Annotated in this window: 15 protein-coding genes; 3 read left to right on the top strand and 12 right to left on the bottom strand. The window is 56.9% G+C overall.

The window, feature by feature from the left end:
- The 6 genes from SFX18_10615 to SFX18_10640 all read right to left on the bottom strand — a co-directional run.
- Window positions 1-1,000: citrate/2-methylcitrate synthase (locus SFX18_10615; protein ID MDX1963597.1), on the bottom strand; the 1,000-nt coding region annotated here is incomplete at its 3' end.
- 123 nt (window positions 1,001-1,123) lie between these two features.
- Complete coding sequence (gene nadE / locus SFX18_10620; protein ID MDX1963598.1) at window positions 1,124-3,166, bottom strand: NAD(+) synthase; 2,043 nt, start codon at window positions 3,164-3,166, stop codon at window positions 1,124-1,126.
- Between the two features lie 233 nt (window positions 3,167-3,399).
- On the bottom strand, window positions 3,400-4,389 hold the full coding sequence (hemC, locus tag SFX18_10625) for a hydroxymethylbilane synthase (protein MDX1963599.1): 990 nt from the start codon (window positions 4,387-4,389) through the stop codon (window positions 3,400-3,402).
- Window positions 4,390-4,399: 10 nt separating this feature from the next.
- Window positions 4,400-4,978, bottom strand: a complete 579-nt coding sequence (dcd, locus tag SFX18_10630) for a dCTP deaminase (GenBank protein MDX1963600.1) — start codon at window positions 4,976-4,978, stop codon at window positions 4,400-4,402.
- Entirely contained in the window at window positions 4,978-5,295 is a 318-nt protein-coding gene (locus SFX18_10635) for a hypothetical protein (GenBank protein ID MDX1963601.1), read from the bottom strand. Before SFX18_10635 ends, dcd begins: the two co-directional genes overlap by 1 nt.
- A gap of 248 nt (window positions 5,296-5,543) precedes the next feature.
- A complete protein-coding gene (locus tag SFX18_10640; protein ID MDX1963602.1) occupies window positions 5,544-8,642 on the bottom strand; it encodes a c-type cytochrome in 3,099 nt (1,032 codons plus the stop codon).
- A 633-nt stretch (window positions 8,643-9,275) separates the two neighbouring features.
- Between SFX18_10640 and uvrB the strand changes: the two genes are divergently transcribed.
- The gene (uvrB, locus tag SFX18_10645) at window positions 9,276-11,426 is read left to right on the top strand and encodes an excinuclease ABC subunit UvrB (GenBank protein ID MDX1963603.1); all 2,151 of its coding nucleotides are present in this window, start codon (window positions 9,276-9,278) and stop codon (window positions 11,424-11,426) included.
- A 63-nt stretch (window positions 11,427-11,489) separates the two neighbouring features.
- Here the strand turns inward: uvrB and SFX18_10650 are convergent, their stop codons facing one another.
- On the bottom strand, window positions 11,490-11,849 hold the full coding sequence (locus SFX18_10650; GenBank protein ID MDX1963604.1) for a hypothetical protein: 360 nt from the start codon (window positions 11,847-11,849) through the stop codon (window positions 11,490-11,492).
- Window positions 11,850-12,160: 311 nt separating this feature from the next.
- Between SFX18_10650 and SFX18_10655 the strand changes: the two genes are divergently transcribed.
- The gene (locus SFX18_10655; GenBank protein ID MDX1963605.1) at window positions 12,161-15,592 is read left to right on the top strand and encodes a DUF1553 domain-containing protein; all 3,432 of its coding nucleotides are present in this window, start codon (window positions 12,161-12,163) and stop codon (window positions 15,590-15,592) included.
- Between the two features lie 148 nt (window positions 15,593-15,740).
- Window positions 15,741-15,962 carry a type II toxin-antitoxin system HicB family antitoxin gene (locus tag SFX18_10660; GenBank protein MDX1963606.1) on the top strand — a complete coding sequence of 74 codons (222 nt, stop codon included), beginning with the start codon at window positions 15,741-15,743 and terminating at the stop codon, window positions 15,960-15,962.
- 454 nt (window positions 15,963-16,416) lie between these two features.
- Here the strand turns inward: SFX18_10660 and SFX18_10665 are convergent, their stop codons facing one another.
- From SFX18_10665 to sucC, 5 genes are all read right to left on the bottom strand, one after another.
- Window positions 16,417-17,394, bottom strand: a complete 978-nt coding sequence (locus tag SFX18_10665) for an RluA family pseudouridine synthase (GenBank protein MDX1963607.1) — start codon at window positions 17,392-17,394, stop codon at window positions 16,417-16,419.
- Entirely contained in the window at window positions 17,394-18,581 is a 1,188-nt protein-coding gene (locus tag SFX18_10670; GenBank protein MDX1963608.1) for an SUMF1/EgtB/PvdO family nonheme iron enzyme, read from the bottom strand. Before SFX18_10670 ends, SFX18_10665 begins: the two co-directional genes overlap by 1 nt.
- A 174-nt stretch (window positions 18,582-18,755) precedes the next feature.
- Complete coding sequence (locus SFX18_10675; protein MDX1963609.1) at window positions 18,756-19,874, bottom strand: Xaa-Pro peptidase family protein; 1,119 nt, start codon at window positions 19,872-19,874, stop codon at window positions 18,756-18,758.
- A 433-nt stretch (window positions 19,875-20,307) separates the two neighbouring features.
- Window positions 20,308-21,186: a succinate--CoA ligase subunit alpha gene (sucD, locus tag SFX18_10680; GenBank protein ID MDX1963610.1), complete on the bottom strand. Its 879-nt coding sequence runs from the start codon at window positions 21,184-21,186 to the stop codon at window positions 20,308-20,310.
- 66 nt (window positions 21,187-21,252) lie between these two features.
- The gene (gene sucC, locus SFX18_10685; protein ID MDX1963611.1) at window positions 21,253-22,446 is read right to left on the bottom strand and encodes an ADP-forming succinate--CoA ligase subunit beta; all 1,194 of its coding nucleotides are present in this window, start codon (window positions 22,444-22,446) and stop codon (window positions 21,253-21,255) included.
- Between the last annotated feature and the right edge of the window lie 102 nt (window positions 22,447-22,548).

Below are 22,548 nucleotides of genomic sequence, written 5' to 3' on the forward strand. Positions count from 1 at the left end.
CCGGATCGCTCACACCGAGGTCGGCAAGTACCTTATCGGTGTATTTTTTGATCACTTTGGCGCGGGGGTCATAGTTTTTATACACCCGGTGCCCAAAGCCCATCAGGCGGAAAGGATCATTTTTATCCTTGGCCTTGGCAATGTAATGCGCCGCATCGCCATCGTCGGCCATGATATCGTCGAGCATCTCAAGCACAGCCATATTGGCCCCCCCGTGGAGGGGACCCCACAGTGCCGATACGCCTGCTGCCACAGCGGAATACAGGTTCGTTTGGGAAGAACCGGAAAGCCGCACGGTGGAGGTAGAGCAGTTTTGCTCATGGTCGGCATGCAGAATAAGCAGCTTGTCCATGGCTTCCACAGCCGCTTCGGCAATTTCCCCAAACATCATGTGCATGAAGTTGGCGGTATAATCGCGGCTAGGGTCGGGCTCAATAAAGGGCAGCCCGGCTGAGCGGCGGTATACGTAGGCCGAAATCACCGGCATATTGGCCAGTACCCGGTAAATGGTACGTTTGCGCACCGATTCATCAAACCATGACTCGAGGTCCTCGGCGAAAAAGCCGGTCAGGGAGGCTAATACTGCGGTAAGCATTCCCATGGGGTGGGTATCCTGAGGCAGGGCGTTGAGCACTGCTTTTACCCCTTCAGGCAACCCCATATGGGCTTTCAGGTCCGCATTAAAGGTGGCAAGCTGAGCCGCATCCGGCAATTCGCCATACAGCAGCAGGTAAATTACCTCGGGAAAAGAAACCTTTTCGGCGAGGTTTTCGATGGGATACCCTCTGTGCTCCAGGATACCGGCATCGCCATCGATAAAGGTAATGGCGCTTAAGGTTGCACCCGTATTTTTATACCCGGGATCCATGGTCACGTACCCGGTTTGGGCCAGCAATTTGGAAATATCGATGGCTTTTTCATTATACGTTCCTACGATGACCGGGAAAGAATGGCTCTTTCCATCGATAATCATTTCTACCTTTTCCTGAGGGGCGGACATGGGCAAATGGGTTTAAATAAATGATGCTTTAAAAACGGCCAAAAATACCCAATTCGAAAGGAAAAAAAAATTTGCCACTGCTTCAATTCGCAGCAGGGACGATGATTTTTCGCAGGAAAGCGCTTACTGGCTGTCCAGTTCGCGCAGCCCGGCTTCAAAGCCGCCATTGAGGATCGGAAACCGGCACCAGGTCTTGGGGTCCAAATTTTCATCATCCAGATGAAACGACGGGGCGTAACGCTCGCGCTTCCACTGGTTGCGGCACCAGAGGCGGAAAAAGCGCTCCACCCAGGCCGCCAATTGCCGCCGGTCGTATTGCGCAAATGGCCCCTCCACGCACAAAAAGGTCTCCAGCGGGTTGCGCTTGTCGCGGATTGCCGCTTTTTCAATCGCGTCCAGCAGGTCGTACGGCATCAGGTCCCCCTCGTCGGTTTGGGCCTGCTCCGGCGGGCGCAACTCCGCGGTGGGAGCCTGCTGGTTGACGTACCGCAATTCGGGGATCGGCCCCGCGCCGACCGGGCCGGAAGATTCCAGCCACCGCAGCCAATGCCGCAGAAAATGCTTGTCGATGCCCGCCAGGGGGCTAAGCCCGCCGCTGGTGTCCCCATCCATCGTGGCATAGCCCACCGCCGCCTCGGATCGGTTGCTCGTCGCCAAGAGCAGCGCATTTTGCAAATTCGCCACCAGCCAGACGCTGGGCGAGCGGACCCGCGCTTGGATATTTTGCAGCGCGATATCATCCGTTTGCCAGGTGAGTGTGCGGCCCAAGCCCTCCTCGACCAGCGCGATGTATTGCCGCACGACGGGATCGACATCAAACAACAGAAAGTTCGCCCCCACGGCCGCGGCCACCCGCCGCGCGGCCTCCAATGTGACCGGCCCGCTATTTTGCGTGGCTTGATACACACAAGTTAACAGTTTCTTTGTCAGGTCAGCGGTTGTAGCGCACTGTTCTATACCGGGAACGTACGCCAGTTTTTGGACAAATCCGGCATGGCCTAATTCGCGCACACCCAGGCGCGCCATTAACCCCACTAGGCAAGCGAGCGCCGAGGAATCCGCCCCGCCGCTCAGTGAAATCACAAACCCCCGCGAGCGGCTCTTGCGCAAATAGTCAAATAATCCCAGCGTGAGCGCGTGGGTGAATTCCTCTTCTTTGTCAACCGCGTTTGGCCAGGGGAGCGGCGGAATCACGGCGGGACGCGGGACGGCCAGCCGGGGCCAGTCAAAGGGCGCACGGACACAATCATCGTCGTCCAGTCGCAATTGGGGCTGATAACTGCCGCTGGCGGCGCGGCTTTGGCGGGTAGCGTCCAAGTCGGCATAAGCGGCGGTCAGGCGCATATCGGCAAAGGAAAACTGCGGGCCAATGGCTAGCATTTTACCGCCGCTGGCGATCATGGCCCCGCCGTCATAAATAGCGCGGCCCGCCTCGTTCCCCAGCAAATTGGCATAAAGATAGCTGACGCCAAACGCGCGGGAGCCCTCTAGCACAAACCGCTGGCGAATTTCATCCTTGCCAAAGGCAAAGTGGCTGGCGCTGGGGTTTAGGATCACATCCGCCCCGCGCAGGGCGTGCCGCGCGCCGGGCCGATTGGCCACCCAAGCGTCCTCGCAAATTTCAAAGCCGATCCGCACGCCGCCAATGTCAAATAGCAAATCCCCCAGGGGATAACCCGCGGGTTCGCCTGTTGTGCGCGCGTTTTCCGCGGCATCCGCGGAGACCTGGGTGTAGTCCTCTAGGTCGCTGGCGGAAAATCGCGTCTGCAATTCCGCGGGCCACGGTTTGAACCAGCGCGGTTCATAATGGATGCCATCGCCCGCCAGATGCTGCTTGGCGGCAAATCCGGCGATCCGGCCATCGACCAAAAGCGCCGCCGTATTGTAAAGCGCGTTTTGATACAAGAGCGGCAGCCCCACGCAGACGATCATGCCGTGTGTGGCGGGCAATACAGCGTGCAAGACCCGCCACGCCTGTCTCCGCGTGTTCGCCGCCAAAAAGGCATCTTCGCAGCCGTAACCCGTGATGCACAGTTCCGGTAGGCACAGGACCGTCACCCCCGCCGCGCGGGCCGCGGCAATCGCCTGTAAGATCCGGTCTTGATTGCCGTCCCAATCGAGCGGGGTTTGATTGAGTACGGCGGTCCCCAAACTAAGCCATTGCATGCGGGTAAAGATTAAAGGTTTAAATACATAGCCACAGAGGCGCAAAGAACGCAGAGGAATTCACAGAGGATTGCATAAAATTAGTATAAAAAGCAACAAGTCCCATCACAGGTTTAATTTAGGGTCGGTTGCTTTACTGGTATGATTGCGGGTTGCTTGATTTTTGTTTTCTCTGTGATACACCTCAGTGTATTCTGTGCCTCAGTGGCTATAAAGATTGATCGAATAACCATTTATTCTAGTCCCAATCCCCCGTTGGACCCACCAGCGACCGCGCGGGATTCCAAAATCAAACGTTCCGCGCCGGCGGCGATCAGTACATTTCCTGTTGAGACTCCCAGTTCCTCCGCCGCCAGCAATGCCTGCGCGGGGTCATTAGGCCACAAAACACGCTGTTCCGTGGGCAATTTCACGGTTCCCGCGATATTTAGCACACAGACCGACAACACCATTTCGTCATTTTCCCGCCTGGCCCAAGCCCCGATCGGCGCCAGGCACCCTCCGCGGAGGGTATGCAGGCAGGCCCGCTCGGCTAGGACCGCCGCCTGGGAAACGGGATCATTTAATGCCCCCACCATCGCTTGGGTGGTTGCGTCATCGGCGCGGGTTTCCAGTCCCAAGGCCCCCTGGCCAACGGCGGAAAGCAGCAGATCAGGTGAAAACAGCTCGCTAATGCGGTCGGTATGGCCCAAGCGGCGCAAACCGGCTTCCGCGAGGACGATGGCGTCATATTCGCCGTGATCCAGTTTTTTGAGCCGTGTATCGACATTGCCGCGAATATCCAGATACGTCAAATCCGCGCGGGCGTTCCGCAGTTGGCTGACACGGCGGGAACTGCCTGTGCCTATCCGCGCGCTAGCTGGCAAGTTGGCAAATGTCACGCCTCCGCGGCTGATGAGGACATCGGCGACGCTTTCCCGTGGGGGGATCGCCGCCAGCGCTAGACCGGGAACAACCTGGGTGGGAAGGTCCTTAAGGCTATGCACCGCCAGATCGACCCGACCGTCCAAAAGTGACCGCTGGATTTCCTTGGTAAAGACCCCCTGGGTGGGGAGGGTGCCGATCGGCCCGGACTGATCGATGTCGCCGCTAGTGGAAATAAAGACCAACTCTGTCGAGACACCCCGCTGCGCCAACTGTGTGGCGACCCATTCCGCCTGCCAGCGCGCGAGCGCGCTCGCGCGGGTGCCGATGCGAAGGGTAGTGGAAGAAGGATGCAACATAGCAATATTTTTAATTTTCGCCACGCGCGGTTTGTTGATTATCAAATTGCTTTGGGGTTTCGTCTGGCTGACTTTCGGGTTCTTCCACTTTCCAAAATGTCAATTGACCTATGACAATTTCCGGAGTCAATTCAATATTGAAAGGACCTAAATTGTAAATTTCCAAGGCTAATCGACCTTTCCAACCAGCATGCGCGTGCGGAGCGGTTAAATGCACCAACACGCCCAGCCGCGCTAGACTGCTTTTTCCTTGGATATGCATCGCCAGATCGGATGGTAAAGTCGTATGTTGCCGCAAATCCGCTAAATAAAATGTATGCGGGCGTAGGGTGATTATTCCCGAGTTGTCCACGGGCACTTCGCGGAGATAAGTTTTGGCGAATTCGCGATAGGAAAATTGTTGCTGCTTTTTATGTAGGGAAATCGTAAGTGTCGTGCCTGTGGCGGGTTGCAACCATTCATAGACTTTGTTACCCAAATGCACATCCACGGAGTCACTATCATAATCTCCGGCAAGTGGAGGAGGATCAATCAATAAACTCCCATCCGCGATCCGTCGTTGAATGGCCGCACGAGAAAGTAAGCCCATTACTCCGCCACCTCGCTTTTGGGTATCCAGACCCGCCGCCCAGCGGTAATAACTTGCCGTGGCAGTTCCACCAACATGGAATCACAGTTGACCTGGACAATGCCTGCTTCGATTAATCCTGGCTTTTCTTCCTCATTTTGGGGAATCCTGCCATCGGCAAACCGTACATGATCTGGCTCTACAAAAGATTCGTAACTTTGATCAACTCCCTGAATAACTATTCCCAATTCACCCCCTAAAAAACCGCGTGCAGCACGGCATTTGACAAAGACCTTATTCAAGGTTTTGCAAGTTTCCACCTGAGTTGCTGTAACCATGCTCCATCTCCATTAAAAAAATCGCTAACATCAACTTTTGACTACTACACAATTACTATACCTGCTTCAATGGGAGCTTTACCATCCCAATATCGGGAGTCGCTGGCGATACCATGCCGTCATTCGTACGCGCGTCGCACGCCATGAACTTTTGACCCCTTGTGCCACGATAAAGGGGACGTGAGCGCATCGCGAATGATGTTCCATAAAATTCCGCGTCAACAGCGCCAACCCCTGCCGAGGCCAACTCAGTTCCCCTTTTCTGGATGCTGCAAGTACCCGATCAAATCGCGAATTTGATCCGTGGTGAGCACACCCAAGAGTCCGTCCGGCATCAGCGAAATCCCCAACCGCTGTTCTTCGTCGATTTCGCCGCGCGAGACCAAATGTTCCCCTTGCGCGTTCCGTAGACGATACGCCAGTTGAGATTGCTCTGCCACGACGCCGGTCAGCACGCGGCCATCGTTAAGCGTGAGGACGGTCATTTGCAGGTCCTTCGGCACGACGGCGCTGGGGTCCAGAATGTTATCCAACAGGTAATTCAGGTCGCCGCGCTGCGCGCCGGTCAGTTCCGGCCCTACATTCCCCCCCTCGCCCAAAAGCTTGTGGCATTGGGCACAGTTTTCGCGAAAAAGTTTTCCCCCCGCGACGTAGTCGCTGGCCGCGAGACGCTCAGCGGTCAGTTCGGCCATGAGTTCGGCTTTCCGTTTGGTGATTGCCTCGGGGGTCGCCCGGACGTTCCCCCAAATTTCCCGCAACTTCTTGGTGAGTTGCGGTTGCTTAAAGAGTTCGATCTGCCGCGCGACATACGCCGGCAGGTCCGCGCGGGCGATGGTTTTTTGCTCTAGTGCGTCGATCAGTCGCCCGGCCCAATGGGGGCGGCTGGCCAGAGTTTCGACGGCGACCAGTTTTTCGGGCGGGGTCAATCTGGCAAAACGGGCTAGCACCCAATCGGGTGTCGTTTCCAGATTATAAGCCGCGAGCGCGGCCAGGGCTTCTTTGCGCAGGGCCGGGTCATCCAGCAGTTTTTCTAGTTGCGGGGCCAGTTCTGGCACTTTGCGGCGGGCCATAAGTTGCATCGCGCGGGCGCGTTCCGGCGTCGAAAGTTTTTCATTGGCCAGGTTTTCCAGGAGCACCGTGCCGATTTTGGGATCGCCCATGAGCAGGCTCAGTTCGATGGCCTGCAGGCGCACACGGCCATCGGTGTGCTTACGCAGTTCGGGGGCGAGTTTGGTCCAGTTCTTACTGAGGGACAATTTTTCCCGTCCGGCCAACCCGGCTTGGAGCGCGGCTAAAAAGTCGTACGCCTGGGATTCGTCCTGCCACAGCGACGGCGTGCCAAAAATCGCCTCGAGATTTTTGGCCAATTGCGCATCGTCGGACTGATCGGTCAGGCGGCGTATGGTCAAGCGAACGAGAAGCGGGTCGGGAAGTTTGGGCAACTGTTCAACGGCCCACTGTGGATCGGCGCCGACCGCTGCTTCTAGCGCGTACCAGGTCATGAGTTGCAGGTTCCGCCGGTCGGCCCAAGCGGCATAATCCCGCTCTTTCTCAACTTGGGGCAGTTTTTGCCAGAGGGGATTTTTGAAGATGGCAGCAAGGACGGCTTTACGCTCGGTGACGGGAGCATTGTGTAAGTTGCCCAAGTAGGCCAATACGAGGGAACCCGCAGGATCCACCTCGGCAAAAAAGCTGGCGGTAAGACTATTGGCTTCTTGGGTGTTTCCTAGGAGATCGCAATAAACGGCCAATGCCGTTTTGCGAACAGGGTCGGCATAGACATGGCCAGTGAGTGCATTGCTGGGTGAAATCATCGTGCCCAGTAGGTCTAAAAATTTCCGATCTTGTTCGGACTCCAGAAGGGCGCGCCAATACCAAAGTTGGTATAGCAATTGCGGGACGGGAAGTGTCTTGAACTTATCCACCAGGATTTGCGGAAAGGCATTTTCAGCTAGGATTTTGCGTTGTTGCAAATCCGCTTCATACGTCCGCCGCAAGACCCGCCGCGCGCTCCAGGGGTCGGCCACCGCATCAACTTTGGTCGGATCCGCCACCAGCGCCTCCAAATCGGCTGGCTGCCATTTCTTTAGCTCGCCATGCCAAAACTTATATATCCGCCCGCTATTGCGGTGCACATCTTTATAATCGTGGCACTCGCCAATGTCGCACCAGTCCGCGACATAGATCGAACCATCCGGCCCCGTCGCCAGGCAAACCCCACGAAACCACGGATCGTTAAATTTGATCAGGTCCGGCCGGTGCCGTCCCACATAGCCGGTTGCTGTCCTCTCTAGCCGGTCCCGATTGATCCGCAATCCGTGAATATTGCACATCAGCAGGTCGCCACGATATTCCTGCGGCCACCGGTCCCCCAGCAAAAACACCGCCCCGCTATGCGCGTGGCCCCCGCCCAGATCGTCATGCTCGTCCTGGCCCCGGGCGCGGGTCCAATCCCCTCCTTGCCAGTGAAAGTGGTCGCTGGTCGCGGGCATTAGATCATACGAATAGGGATTGACGTCTTGGCCATGCATGCGAATGTAGTGTGCACCAGGCAGGGCTTGATACAAATGCCCAATAACGCAATTGGTGTAAAACAAATCCCCTTCTGCGTTCCAGTCGATCCCCCAGGGGTTCGTGCCGCCATGGGTGACCCCCTCGAATTTTTTGCGCGTCGGGTGATACCGCCAGACACCGCAACTGAGCGGCGTGCGATCTTTTTGGAGTGTATCGGGTGTTCCCACCCTCGATGGGGACGAAACCCCGTTGCAGCCATAAAGCCAGCCATCCGGCCCCCACTGCAGGCCGTTGACAACGTTATGTTTTCCCTCAGTGGACCAACCAGTTAGAATTATTTCCGGTGGCCCATCGGGGACGTCGTCCTGATTACGGTCGGGAATAAACAGCAAATCGGGCGCAGCGCAAACCCAGACACCACCATGGCCTAGCACAAAGCCAGTTAGATAACGTTCCTGCTGATAAAACACCTTGCGGGTATCGTGTATACCGTCGCCATTGGTGTCTTCCAGGATCAAAAGCCGGTCTTGGCCGATCGGCTGCCATTCTGGATAAGAATAGCATTCCGCCACCCACAGGCGGCCACGGTCGTCCACCTGAATGGCGATCGGCTGCATCACCTGCGGTTCCGACGCAAAGCAGGTGATGTGAAATCCCTCTGGCATGGTCACTTTTTTCAGCGCCTCGGCCACGGGCGTGGGCGTACCTTCCACATCGGGGGGAAATTTTGCCAGAACAGCGGCGGGATCGGGATTATTGACGGGATTCGCGCTAGTCACCGCGAGCACGGGGGGTTGATCGGCCCCTCGCGATAAGGCAGTCCAATGAAGCACAAGAAGTAGCGCAAGGAGACAAAAGCGGAAAAAACCTGTCCCAACCTCGGTTTGCCGCAAATTTTTTCGCCAACTGCCAGTCCCCCGGTACAACAAATTTTGACTCGTCCCCAACTGCCACATCGGTGGTCCCTCCGGTAAAATAAATTGTTCGACCGCAGTTGGCATTGTAACGCACCGACGGAGGAGTTTGCCACGGTTGGCGGGGATTTTTGGTATTTGGTGTTTGGTTTTTAGTTCAGGAAGGCGAGAACACAGATTTGTCAGATCGGACTGATTTTGGCGGAACAGGGGTTTTGGATTACAGGCCAAAGGCATTTGATACTTTGCGGGCCAACGGCCCGACCGATCCCAGCCTAGGGCAAGCGCAGCGTCGCCCTAGGTAAATGGTAAGTAAAACTGGAAGGGCCAACGGCCCGATTCAACAGTGTGATTCTGGATAAGAAGCGGAAAGACTGGAACACAAATTTGACAGATTGGACTGAGTTTACGGATCAGAGGGCAAAGGCATTATTTAATCCCCCCTCTTCTCGGTGAAATCCCGTGTCAGCCTCCGTGTCTCCGTGATAAACGTATTTGCAATTCTCCAACCTCCAACCCTCCACTACTCCACTTCTCCAACCTCTCCCCATCATGGATTTTGAACTTGTCGCGCCGTATGAGCCCGCGGGTGATCAACCAGCGGCGATCCAGGCCCTCATCGAAGGGATTCGGGCCAATCGCAAACAGCAGGTGCTGTTGGGCGTAACCGGTTCGGGCAAGACCTTTACCATGGCCAATGTGATCGCCGCCTTAAATCGGCCCGCGTTGGTTTTGTCACATAATAAAACGCTGGCCGCGCAGCTGTATGCGGAGTTTAAAGAGTTTTTTCCCCGCAACTCGGTCAATTACTTTGTCAGTTATTACGACTATTACCAGCCTGAAGCGTACATCCCCCAGCGGGACATCTACATCGAAAAAGACGCCAGCATCAACCAAGAGATTGATCGCCTACGGCTGGCCAGCACCAGCTCGCTGATCAGCCGCCGCGATGTGATCATCGTCGCCAGCGTGTCGTGCATTTATGGCTTGGGTTCGCCAGATGATTACCGCAAGATGCAAGTGAATCTATTGCGAGGACAGCAGATCGACCGGGACGAGGTGCTGCGCAAGTTGGTCGATATCTTGTACGAGCGAAACGATATTGAATTTGCACGGGGCAAGTTTCGCGTACGGGGGGATTGTGTCGAGCTGTGGCCCTCTTACGAGGAATTTGCCTACAGGATCGAATTTTGGGGGGACGAGGTTGAACAACTCTCGTACATCAATCCCCTTAGCGGCGAAGTCATCAGCCGCGAGCCGGCGCTGCACATCTATCCGGCCAAGCACTTTGTGATGCCAGAGGAACGCATCGCCAATGCTATCGCCGCCATTCAGGCCGAACTCGAGGAACGCCTGGAACAACTGCGCAACGCCGGCAAACTGCTCGAGGCGCAGCGGTTAAGCGCGCGGACGCGGTTTGACCTGGAGATGATGCAGGAAGCGGGTTTTTGCCCGGGAATCGAAAACTACAGCCGCCCCCTGTCGGGCAGGCCCGCCGGCAGCACGCCGGACACGCTGTACAACTTTTTCCCGCAGGATTTCCTGTTATTTGTGGATGAATCGCACGTCACCGTGCCGCAAATTCGGGGAATGTACCATGGGGACCGCAGCCGCAAGATCACCCTGGTCGAGCATGGCTTTCGTCTCCCCAGCGCGCTGGATAACCGCCCCTTGACGTTTGACGAATGGGAAAAAAAGATCAATCAGGCGATCTATGTTAGCGCCACACCGGGCGAATACGAACTGGAAAAAGCTGGGGGCGAAGTGGTGGAGCAACTCATCCGCCCCACGGGACTCCTGGATCCCGTGATTGAGCTGCACCCCGCTAAAAACCAGGTGCCCCATTTGCTAAGCCAAATTCGCGAACGCGCCGCCGCGCAAGAACGCGTCCTGGTCACCACCCTGACCAAACGCCTGGCCGAGGATCTCTCCTTTTACCTGGACGAGCAAGGGGTCAAATGCAAATGGCTGCATAGCGAACTGGACGCCTTTGAACGGGTCGAGGTCCTGCGTGACCTGCGCAGCGGCAAGTTTGAATGCGTCGTCGGCGTGAATCTGCTGCGCGAGGGGTTGGACCTGCCGGAAGTTTCCCTGGTCGCGATCCTCGACGCCGACAAAGAAGGTTTCTTGCGGAATGAAACCTCCCTGATCCAAACGATCGGCCGCGCCGCGCGCAACGTCAATGCCAAGGTGATCCTCTATGCCGACACCATGACCCAGTCCATGCAGCGCGCTATCGAGGAAACCCAACGCCGCCGCGCCATCCAAGAAGCCTACAACCGCGAACACGGCATCATCCCCGCCAACGTGCAAAAAACCATCCACGCGGGAATCGAGTCCGCCGCCGCCGCGCACAAAATGGCCAACGCCGTCGTCGGCCGGACAGATGAAACCCAATACGTCACCCAAGAGTACATCACCGAACTGCAGGCCGAGATGCTGGCTGCGGCGGAATCGCTGGAATTTGAGCGGGCCGCCGCCATCCGGGACCGCATCGAGCGCATCAAAGATCAGATCGGCAAGCCGGTCCACGAAGCCGATGTCACCGTCGGCGGCGAAAACCGCGGCAGAAAAGGACGAAAAGGCCGAAGGGGAGGGGGGGGCAAACCAGGAGGCACCAGCGACAAAGGGGTCATCCTGGGTGAGACCCTCGGCCAGACCCAACGCCAATCGGGCCGCATTCCCAAGCCGAAAAAAATGTAATCTCCCCCTCAGCTGGCTGCCGCATGGCGACCAGCCCCGAGGGACGACTTTTCCTATTTACAATTAAAATAGCCAACCCTGGTTATTTGGAGTTTGATCATCGCCGGTTTGACTACCCCCGGATGGATAATTGCCCCCCGTTGGATTATTGCCAGGATTTCGCTTGCGACGGCGACTAACGGGATTTTGGGAACGTCGCGATGACTGGGAAGCCCCGCCACCTGAACGCCCCGCGGGACGAAGCGTGGCAGTGGTCGAGTTGCCAGCCGATGAGGCATCCTCAATGCCATATTTGGCCAAAACCGCCCCCAAAATCGGCCCAATGGCGCGGGGAATCGACAGGCCCAATTCCAAATGTGCCAGACTTGATTTGATAGCTTGCGAGTATTGGGGAAGCTGCGGAAAATTCAGGGGTGCGATCATTGGATAATCCTCTTTTGCCGTGCAAAATCGCAGGATGCCCATCATGGAGTAAACATGTACGTCCGTGCACATTATCTTAACATGATCTGTACGCTAGTCCAGTGATTTTGGTTCGTGATTTCGCAAAATATCCGCAGAACCGGTTTTTGATAGCAAAAAACGATCAGGCCCTGTCCACCTTATGCAGTGGTCGCGGCTTTTTGTTAAACTGGCGGCAGAATGCACGGAGTGCGGCAGCTAGCATCCCCCGGGCAAACTGGTGATTGGCTGGAAAAGTGGAGTGAACTCTCGGTTTGCTCTTTTCTGACTTTATGCGACGACTTTTGCCGATGAACTTTGCAATTTTCAAATTGTTGCGCGTGGGGGGAAACTACCTGTCGCCACTGGCGGGCCTGCTTTGGCTGGTCATGGTAATTCCTTGTTCAGCCCAGGAGCGATCCGCCCCCCCGCCCTACAACCGCGATATCCGCCCGATACTTAGCGATCATTGCTTTGCGTGTCATGGGCCGGACAAGAATCACCGCCAAGCCGAATTGCGTTTGGATATGAGGGCCGACGCCCTGGCTAAAAACGCGTTTGTTCCGGGCAACGCGGACGAAAGCGAACTTTGGCGGCGGATCACCTCTAATGATCCGGATGTGGTCATGCCCCCGCCGGATGCCAATAAACCCCTGACTCCCCAACAGCGCGACCTGCTGCGGCAGTGGATCGCCGCCGGAGCGGAATACCAAGAACATTGGGCCTATACGCCGCTGGTCCGACCAGAGGTCCCACTCCTTCATAAACCACCCCAGGAAAAGACTGGCCAAACAAGCGTCGATGAACAGACCAATGCGATTGACGCGTTTATTCGCGCGCCTTTGGCCGCGCGGGGAATCGCGCCATCTCCCCCTGGGGAAAAGGCGGCCCTGATCCGCCGACTAAGCCTGGACCTGTTGGGCCTTCCCCCCGCGCCCGCGGATGTCGCGGCCTATGTGGCGGACCCCAGCCCCGACGCGTATGAGCGGTTGGTGGATCGGTTGCTGGCGTCCCCCCACTTTGGCGAGCGAATGGCCGTGTGGTGGTTGGATGTCGCCCGTTTTAGTGATACCGTGGGTTTTCATGGCGATCAAAACCAGCGAATATTCCCATATCGTGATTACGTTATTAACTCGTTTAATGCCAATAAGCCGTTTGACCAATTCACGCTGGAACAACTGGCGGGGGATTTACTCCCCAATCCCACTCCGGAGCAATTGATAGCGAGCGGTTTTAACCGGTTGAATATGATGACCCGCGAAGGAGGCGCGCAGCCGGGGGAATACATTGCCAAATATCAGGCGGACCGCGTCCGGACCGTTGGCGGGGCCTGGCTAGGAGCCACGCTGGGCTGCTGCGAATGTCACGACCACAAATACGACCCGTTCCAACAGGCGGACTTTTATGCGTTGTCGGCGTTCTTTGCCGATATCAAGCAATGGGGGGTTTATGCCGACTACCATTACACCCCCGAACCCGAACTGCGCGGCGTGAATAACGATTGGCCCTTTCCGCCGGAAATCTTGGTGGATAGCCCCGCGCTGGCCGCCCGCCTGGCAAAACTAGAACGCCAAGCCGCGCTCCTAGGCCTGCAAGCGATGGGGGGTGACGAGCACGAACGAGAGCATGACCACGCACGGGAATCGTGGCTGGCGGCTGTCCAGGATTTTGTCAGGAAACACCCGGCAGGTTGGGAAGTATTGCACCCCTCACCACAACCCTCTCCCCAAGGAGAGGGAGCTAAGGAACCCTCACCCCAACCCTCTCCCCAGGAAGAGGGAGCTAAGGAATCTTCCCCCAATCTGCCTTTAGCAAAAAATCAGGATGGATTTATTACGATTACGGACGAGATGCAAAACAAGCAACCACAGACGGATTTGTGGTTTTCACCCACGCCCGGTTGGGTCGCGGCCATTCGGCTAGAACTGGGTCCGGAAACAGCGGAGAGTGAATCCTCTGACGACGCAAATGCGGCAAGTCCACCCCCAGCTAAGGGGGCAAATAAATCCAACCGTAAGCCGTTTGAGCGTAAAGCCGTTAAATTGCAGGCGAAGTTACTGCGGGCCACAAACCCCATTCATCTAGACTTAAATACCACGGCGGCAGACGACAAAACAGCCACAGAACCCACCCCTCCCGAGCCAAAAGCGACAGAACCCCTCTCCCTCAAATTTTCCTGGGCGTCAGCCAACTCCGCCCAACCGCGGTATGCAAATGGCGCGGATCAACTGGGCGTGCTAGACCCTTGGAACCCCGCCGCAAGCGACCCGCGGGAGACGCTCTTTGCGGTGTGGATCCTGGCCGAACCGGTGCAAATTCAGGCGGGAGACACATTACTGGTACAACTGTCCGGCAATGTAAATCCCGTGCGGATCAGTGTGACGCCGCTAGCCCAGCCCCGGCCGCTTCAGTCCGGGAGCGCGGCCTTGCGTACGGCGTTTTTAACCGATTCCCCGGACCGGACCCTGGAGCAGCAGTACCTCATTGCCAGTTGTTATGCCTATGGGACGCCGCAGCCCGAGGTTATCGCCGTACCGTTGAGGAAGTTGCAGCGGGAAATCGCGGAATGCCGCGACGGCCGGGCCTGGACCATGATCACGCAACCACGGCAGCCCCTGGAAATCCGCTTGCTTCCCCGGGGAAATTGGCAGGATGCCAGCGGCCCGGTCATGCAACCCGCGACGCTTCACTTTTTGCCCCGGCCCACGGTGTCGGACAATCGACGCCTCACCCGCGTGGACCTGGCCCGTTGGATTTGCGCCAGCGACAATCCCCTGACGCCGCGCACGTTTGCCAATCGGCTGTGGAAGGAATTTTTTGGCAAGGGACTTTCCGCGCAATTGGACGACCTGGGGGCACAAGGGGAAGCCCCCTCTCATCCGGAATTGTTAGATTGGCTGGCGGTGGAATTTCGCGAGAGCGGCTGGAATGTAAAGCATTTGGTCAAGCTGCTGGTCATGTCGCAAACTTATCGGCAGTCGTCGCGCGGCAGGCCCGAACTCCGCGATCTGGACCCGCATAATCGCTGGCTGACATTTCAAAATCCCCGGCGGTTGGAGGCGGAATTTATTCGGGATAACGCCCTGGCGATCAGCGGACTGCTAAACACGGAACTGGGGGGCCCCAGCGTTCGTCCCTATCAGCCCGCCGGCTACTACGCACAATTACAATTTCCTGACCGCGACTACCAGCCGCACCTGGATGAACGACAATACCGCCGGGGTGTCTACATGCACTGGCAACGGACATTCTTGCATCCCCAATTGGCGAATTTTGACGCTCCGCCGCGCGATGAATGCACGGCCCAGCGAGTCGTTTCGAACACGCCGCAGCAGGCGTTAACCTTGCTGAATGATCCGACCTTTAATGAAGCCGCGCGCGCGCTGGCGGAACGTGTGATCCTGGGTGGGTTACCAGAAGCCGGTCCCGCAACCACTGCGGCCTCAAGCCCATCCCCCGCGACTATCGCGGTGGACCAGGCACGCTTGAACAGATTATATCAGCTAGCGCTAGCGCGGGATCCAAGCTCCGCCGAGCAGGCGTCGCTATTTAAGTTTTTAGCCGCCCAACGGGAGGAATTTGCCCGCGGAAAGTCGGATGCGGCCAAGTATTTGGGGATTGGTCTGCATCCGCAGATTCCCCGCATTGATCCCGTGGACCTGGCCGCCTGGAGCGGCGTCTGCCGCGTCGTGCTGAATTTGCAGGAGACAATCACCCGATATTAAGGAAGCGGGGCGGAATACAAAATGCGTTTTGAAGAAGGTAGGGATCATCATCTGTAATGACGCGACAGACAACTGGCATTCCTTTATAATGTTAGTTAAAATTATTGTGAGACAATAACCAACGGCACAACATTAACTTAAGTATAGCATGAGCAAAACGCTTACGGCGATTATCCAACGCGAGGGAAAGGCCTATGTTGCGCTCTGTCCAGAACTGGATATAGCCAGCCAAGGTGACAGCATCGAGTCCGCCCGCGAAAATCTGCGAGAGGCGTTGGAATTATTTTTTGAATGTGCTCCCGCGGAGGAGATCTACGAGCGACTGGGCCAGGAAATCTTTGTGACACAACTGGAGGTTGTCGTTGGGTAAATTATGTGTCATGTCGGGCCAGCAAGTCTGTGCTATTTTGGCACGGCACGAATTTCAGGAAGTTCACAGGCGGGGTAGCCATATTATATTACAACGAGTAACTTCCACGGGAACAACAACTGTCCCCGTGCCGGACCACCGTGAATTGTGCATCGGAACCCTGCGATCAATTATTCGACAGTCCGGGATTCCAAAAACAGAATTTGAAACCTAATGCCAATCCCTATCAATTATAAATCTGGATTTATCAGTTGTATTCAAATCTTGCAACCATTCCATTGAGTTCGGGATCATATGGTTTTATGAACTACCCTGGAAAAGTCGCCCTCCTTCCCCCATGCGTCTAAATTCATGCACCCAGTTGCGGTTGCTATAATTTGATAAACCTAATCCCAGCAAGCAGGCACCAATATTACTGGCGCGAATCATCAGGCGGTTCTCGGACCCGCGGCCCTTACCCCGCTGGTCCTTTTCGCAATTTTTGTAGTAACTCTAAAAAATCCGCCGGCAAATCGCACGCAAAGCGTAATTGCTCGCCCGTGCGGGGGTGGACAAAGCCCAGCTCCCGCGCGTGCAGCATCACCCGCCGCGCTCCGCTGGAGTCGGTCCGGGGAGGTCCATGCAGCGGGATGTTGTACACTTTTTCGCCGCACAGCGGGTGCCCCAACTCGCCCAGGTGAATGCGAATTTGGTGGGTCCGGCCGGTTTCTAGCCGACACTCGATTAGCGTGTATCCCGGCAGTTCCTCAAGCGGGCGGATGTGGGTGACAGAGCGCTTACCCACGGCCTTGTTAGGCGTGCTTCCCCGGCGGCCGTCTCCCCGGTCGCGCACCAGGTGGCTGACAATCGTTTGCGCCGCGACCCGCCCCGGCACCAGCGCCACATACCGCCGCTGGGTGGTATGTTCGCGAAATTGCAGGGCCAGGCGGCTTTCGGCGCTAGCGGTCCGGGCAAAAACCATCAGTCCCGTTGTCTCGCGATCCAGCCGATGAACGGGACGCACGGGGGGAGGCACCCCTTTATGCCTTTGCAGCTTGGGGTCGAGTTTGGCGATAACCTGGGGCAACAGTTCTTCCAAGGTGGGCTGTCGCTGCTTGCGTTTATTGGACCACAGCTCTTCTTCTTTGTGCCGATTGCTGGTCAGGCGGGCTGGTTTGTCCACGACGCAGACATGATCGTCCAGATAATACAGCCGTAGATCCCCCGCGTCGGGGGGCTTGGGAGCGGAACGTTCCAGGATTTTGACCACGTCCCGTTCGGTCAGGCGGCGAGCCTCGTCCTGGCATAAGTTACCACTGATTAAGACGCGCCGTCCGCGAATAAGCTGTCGAATTTCGGACCAGGGACGCCCGGGCAACCAGGCGCGCAACGCGGCGGAAATCGTCTTTCCCACCTGCGGGAGACTGGGATAAAAGATCTGTTCGGCGGACATCACTTGACCGCTTGGGGCAAGACCACCCCTTTGGTGCCGCGTCCTTGTTTTAACCGCTCCGTGACACCGCGCTCTGTCTGCGGATTATCGATCTCCCACATTTTGACCCGCTCCTCGGCCGTGGGGGGCGCGACGGGACGAATAATCCGCATGCCCACGCCCCGCGCGGGATCATCCGTCAGCCACCAGGGGCTTTTGGGCCGGTTGGGGTCGGTATCGTACCAGGTTTTATCGTCGGAAGGAGTTCGGGCGGCGCTGCGCGCTCGGTCGGCGGAAAATTCAAATGAGCCCCCGCGCAGCACGCGGGGAAAAAGTTGCTTGGGCCAGTTGGTCGCGGCCAGCCCCGCCGGGGCCTGTACCGCCGCGTCGTAACCCGCCGGGGTGTAGGCATCTAGCGTCCATTCCAGCACGTTGCCATGCATATCGTACAATCCCCAGGCGTTGGGCTTTTTGGTCATGACCAGATGCGGCACTTCATCTGAATTTTCGGCGGTCCAGGCATATTCCCCTAGTTGCTCCGGATCATTACCGTGGCTGTAGGGGGTGTCGCTTCCCGCCCGGCAGGCGTATTCCCATTCGATTTCATTCGGCAGGCGAAAGATTTGGCCGGTTCGGCGGCTCAGCCATTTGGTGTACTGCCGCGCGCCAAATTGGCTCATGGTTACGGCGGGTAAGCGCGGGTTGTCCCCATGCTCAAACGTGTAGGTCGGCTCGTATAGCTTGGAAGGGATGGTCACCGCGTCGGCGGCGTTCTCGGCTGTGAGGGGAGCCGCCGTAACGCCATCGGGATTTTTCACCTGGTCGAGCGACGCCATGTACAGTTTGTATTCTCCCCAGGTGACTTCCGCCTGGCCAATCCAAAACGGGGGGACCTCGACCTCCAGCGGGGGGCCTTCGTTCACTTCTCGGGCGGGCTCGTTGGCGGGAGAGCCTAAACGGAATTTTCCGCCCGGGACAGGGATCATGGTAAAGCTGACATCATCCGCCAGCGTAACAGTATAAGGGACCAGGTAGCGCTCGCCCACCTTGATCACCGGTCCGGTCGCCGGCGGCGCGTCCGCAAAACCCGGTTCGGCGGCGGGAGCGGGAAGAAGGTAAAAATAGCACAAAAAAAACAATATCCCGCTTAACCGGCAACGCAGCATAAATTTCTCCCGGACTGCTAACAACTGGAAGTCTTGTCGCATTAAAATTATCCCATGAATAACCACGGAAACCAAGCCCGTGCTTTTTTTGGTTCTTAATGTCAGAAATAACGTGCACTATTTCTGACAAAAATCCAGCGCAAACCGATATTATTATTGGATTTAAAGATGTTCAATCAACAAAATATGTGGTCAATATTTTAAATTGTATAAAATTTACAGCCCCAAGGGAAAATCACTGAGCAGTTCCACTCCCTGCTCCGTCACCAAGTAGTTGTTTTCCAGCCGAATTCCCTGCCGCAACTCCTCGTCGGCGTAAACAGCCGGCTCTACGGCAATAACCTCTCCCGCCTGGAAGGTATCGTCCCAGTTGGGATTCAGGTGCGGAGCTTCATGCGGAAATAGACCAATTCCGTGCCCCAGGTGCGAGCGCCATACGCCTCCGGGAAATTGAGCAATGTGATGCTGCGCCCGGCGATAAATCTCACGGGCTCGTACCCCCGGTTTAACTGCGCTTTCGATCAAGGGAAAGACGTCCGCGACGGTCTGCCAAGCCGCGGTTTGCCGCGTTGTGGGCGATCCACCGACCGCGATGACGCGGGCGTTATCGGCAAAATACCCTCGGTAAGCGGGGCCCAGGTCTAATATGTAAAGTTCACCGGCCTGAATCGCTCGGTCCCGCGGCGGGCCGCCATGCTGGCCGCTGGCGTAGTCGTTCCCGGTCCCGGTCAGCATTTCACCACAAGCGCGAACAGCCGCGGCCTGCAGTTCATTAAAGACCTCCAATTCGTTGACGCCGGGATGGACAATTTCCCGCGCGCGGAGGTACATGGCCCCCGTGGCGGCGATGGCGTGTTTCAGCCGGGCCAGTTCATCGGCGTGTTTGATCCGCCGCAGATGGTACAAAGTCGGCTCCACATCGACATAGATGGCCTGCAAATGACCCATCATGTGCCGCGAACAGCAGGAATACTCAATGCCTACGCGTTGCGCGGCGGGCCTGGAACGGATGGCCTGCACGAGCACGGTCGAAGATTTTTCCCGCTGGTCATTGCGGAGGGTGGAGGTGGAATTGGCCTCGTACACCAGAATTTCATCGGCGGCGGCGACGGGGGGAGGTTTATTGGGCGCGACCAGCAGCGTGTGGCCGTCGGCAAAGATCGCGGCGGCTGGTTCGTGATGCCAGTTAAAGCGCGGGCCGCACAGCCATTGCACATGCTCGATCCGGGTGAGAATGACCAAATCGAGTCTTTTTTCTTGCATCGCCTGGAGCAGGCGCGCCTGGCGTTCGCGGCAGTGCGGGGGGGAAATGTCAAGTAAGGGGTTTTGTGGCATAAAGTGTTGTGTTGTAGCGGAACTTGCCAATGTTCCGGATTTGTAGCGGAAGTTGCCAATGTTCCGACACCTAGTAGCGGAACTTACCAAAGTTCCGGACTTATGGTGGATTAAGTGAATTCCGGTGCAGAAAACATAAACACAGATTTTACAGATTCAACAGATTGGCACTGATAAGTGTTGGTTGAGATTCACTTAAAAAAGTGTCTTAAATCTGTGAAAGTCAGTCAAATCCGCGTCATCTGCGTTCTATCGCATTACTCCCTGGCTGACGCTGCGGGCTGAAATGCTTTCCCTTGCTGACGCGACGGGCTGAAATGCATTACTTTGCTAACGCGGCGGGCTGAGTGTGGTCCCTGGCTGACGCGGCGGGCTCAAATGAATACGGAATTCTGGCGAATTCCGCTACCAAATTAGCGAATTACGCTACAACTTACCGCTTGGTGGACATTGCCCGCTTTACCGCGGCGCCGAGATCGGCGGGACCATTGGCAATCTCAAATCCCGCTGCCCGGAGCGCTTTGATTTTCTCGGCGGCGGTTCCTTGGCCGCCGCTGATGATCGCTCCCGCGTGCCCCATCCGTTTGCCCGGCGGCGCGGTTTGCCCGGCAATGAACGCCGCCAAGGGCTTGGTCACATGTTCTTTGGCGTAGGCGGCGGCTTCTTCCTCGGCGGTCCCTCCGATTTCGCCAATCATCAGGATCGCTTCGGTGCCCGGATCCCGCTCGAACATTTCCAGCAGTTCAATCTGTGAAGTCCCCACAATGGGATCGCCGCCAATTCCCACGCAGGTCGATTGACCCAGGCCCAGGCTGGTGAGCTGCCAGACGGCCTCATACGTGAGTGTGCCGCTGCGGCTGATAACGCCGACGCCACCGGGTTTATGGATGTAGCCCGGCATGATGCCAATTTTACACTGGTCGGGCGTGATGACGCCGGGGCAGTTTGGCCCGATGAGCACGCTTTTACTTCGTTTGACGATCGGGTACACGCGGGCCATATCCAGGACGGGGACCCCTTCGGTAATAGCGCAGATCACACCGATGCCGGCATCGACCGCCTCCAGGATGGCATCCGCGGAGAACGCCGGCGGGACAAAGATCATCGTGGCGTTCGCGCCGGTCTGGCGAACCGCCTCGGCCACGGTGTCAAAGACCGGCAGTCCCTCGACGGTTTCGCCGCGTTTGCCGGGGGTGACGCCGCCGACCATTTGCGTGCCGTATTCCAGGCAACCCTTGGTGTGAAAGGCGCCGACTTTGCCGGTGATTCCCTGGCAAATCACGCGGGTTTGTTTGTTAATGAGGATGGACATACGGGCTTATCACTAAAAGTAAAGGTAATGATTAAAATGCCAAAGAGGGAATCCGCGCTTGCAAGCTTACTTTGCTTGCTTGACCGCCGCCACGATCTTTTGCGCCGCGTCGGTCAGCCCCACCGCCGAAATAATTGGAAAGCCGCTGTCGGCGAGAATTTTGCGCCCTTGCTCCACTTCGGTTCCCTCCAGCCGGACTACCAATGGCACGTTAAATCCCACGGTCTGGTACGCCGCCACAATCGCCGTGGCGATCGTCGTGCAGCGCATGATCCCGCCAAAAATATTCACCAACACCCCACGCACATCCTGATCAGATAATAAAATCTCAAACGCCTTGGTGACTTGCTCGACATTGGCTCCCCCCCCCACGTCCAAAAAGTTCGCCGGTTCTCCTCCATGCAGCTTAATCAGATCCATCGTGCTCATCGCCAGCCCGGCCCCATTGACTAAACAGCCAATATTGCCGTTCAGCTTGACATAACTCAGACCCGCCTCGCCCGCGCGAATCTCGAAGGGGTCTTCTTCCGCCAGGTCCCGCAGTTCCGCATGCCCCGGCTGGCGAAAGTCGGCATTTTCGTCAAATGTCATCTTGCCATCCAACGCCAAGAGTTCGCCGCTTTTAGTGATGACCAGCGGATTGATTTCCACCAGAGACGCATCCTGAGCCACAAACAACCGGCAAATATCCTTAAAAAATTTGTCCGCCTGCCGCGCTGTTGGACCGGTAATTTCCAACGCCTGGCACATTTTACGCACCTGAAAACTTTGCAAACCGCGATCGGGATCAAAGGCCTCGGTAAAGATCGCCTCGGGCGTCTTTTCCGCCACCTCCTCAATATTTACCCCCCCCTGGGCGGAGCAAATCAGCACCGGCGACTTGGCCGCGCGGTCCACCACAATGCCCAGGTACAGTTCGCGCCCGATGTCGCACCCTTCCTCCACCAACACCTGCCGCACGGTCGTCCCCGCGGGACCGGTTTGGATGGTGACCAGCTCCTTCCCCAATAGATTTTCGGCCACGGCCGCGCTTTCCTCCGCACTTTTGACCAGTTGCACCCCGCGCTGCTGGGCGTTGGTCTTGACGGTCCCTTTGCCGCGGCCCCCCGCGTGAATTTGGGCCTTGACCACGCTGATAGGCTTGCCCAGGTCGCGGAACGCCTGCGCGGCCTCTGCCGGGGTTTTGGCGACGATCGAACGGGGCACTGGAACACCCGCCGCGCGAAAGATTTGCTTGGCTTGAAACTCGTGAATTTTCATGCGGTCCACCGCGTAAAGCTGCGTAAAAGGTAGGAAAGTATCGCGATTATAGAGTTCGCAAGGTAAATCGACAATTGGCGGGAATTAATCGTTGTAAAGCGA

The organism is Pirellulales bacterium, from assembly GCA_033762255.1.
In the GTDB taxonomy this organism is placed as follows: Bacteria; Planctomycetota; Planctomycetia; order Pirellulales; family JALHPA01; genus JANRLT01.

Excerpts from the sequence above, each read along its gene's own strand:
- SFX18_10670 (MDX1963608.1), bottom strand. The coding sequence starts at position 18,581 with ATGCGACAAGACTTCCAGTTGTTAGCAGTCCGGGAGAAATTTATGCTG.
- uvrB (MDX1963603.1), top strand. The coding sequence starts at position 9,276 with ATGGATTTTGAACTTGTCGCGCCGTATGAGCCCGCGGGTGATCAACCA.
- SFX18_10660 (MDX1963606.1), top strand. The coding sequence starts at position 15,741 with ATGAGCAAAACGCTTACGGCGATTATCCAACGCGAGGGAAAGGCCTAT.
- dcd (MDX1963600.1), bottom strand. The coding sequence starts at position 4,978 with ATGGGCTTACTTTCTCGTGCGGCCATTCAACGACGGATCGCGGATGGG.
- SFX18_10655 (MDX1963605.1), top strand. The coding sequence starts at position 12,161 with ATGCGACGACTTTTGCCGATGAACTTTGCAATTTTCAAATTGTTGCGC.
- SFX18_10650 (MDX1963604.1), bottom strand. The coding sequence starts at position 11,849 with ATGATCGCACCCCTGAATTTTCCGCAGCTTCCCCAATACTCGCAAGCT.
- SFX18_10675 (MDX1963609.1), bottom strand. The coding sequence starts at position 19,874 with ATGCCACAAAACCCCTTACTTGACATTTCCCCCCCGCACTGCCGCGAA.
- hemC (MDX1963599.1), bottom strand. The coding sequence starts at position 4,389 with ATGTTGCATCCTTCTTCCACTACCCTTCGCATCGGCACCCGCGCGAGC.
- sucD (MDX1963610.1), bottom strand. The coding sequence starts at position 21,186 with ATGTCCATCCTCATTAACAAACAAACCCGCGTGATTTGCCAGGGAATC.
- SFX18_10635 (MDX1963601.1), bottom strand. The coding sequence starts at position 5,295 with ATGGTTACAGCAACTCAGGTGGAAACTTGCAAAACCTTGAATAAGGTC.
- sucC (MDX1963611.1), bottom strand. The coding sequence starts at position 22,446 with ATGAAAATTCACGAGTTTCAAGCCAAGCAAATCTTTCGCGCGGCGGGT.
- nadE (MDX1963598.1), bottom strand. The coding sequence starts at position 3,166 with ATGCAATGGCTTAGTTTGGGGACCGCCGTACTCAATCAAACCCCGCTC.
- SFX18_10665 (MDX1963607.1), bottom strand. The coding sequence starts at position 17,394 with ATGTCCGCCGAACAGATCTTTTATCCCAGTCTCCCGCAGGTGGGAAAG.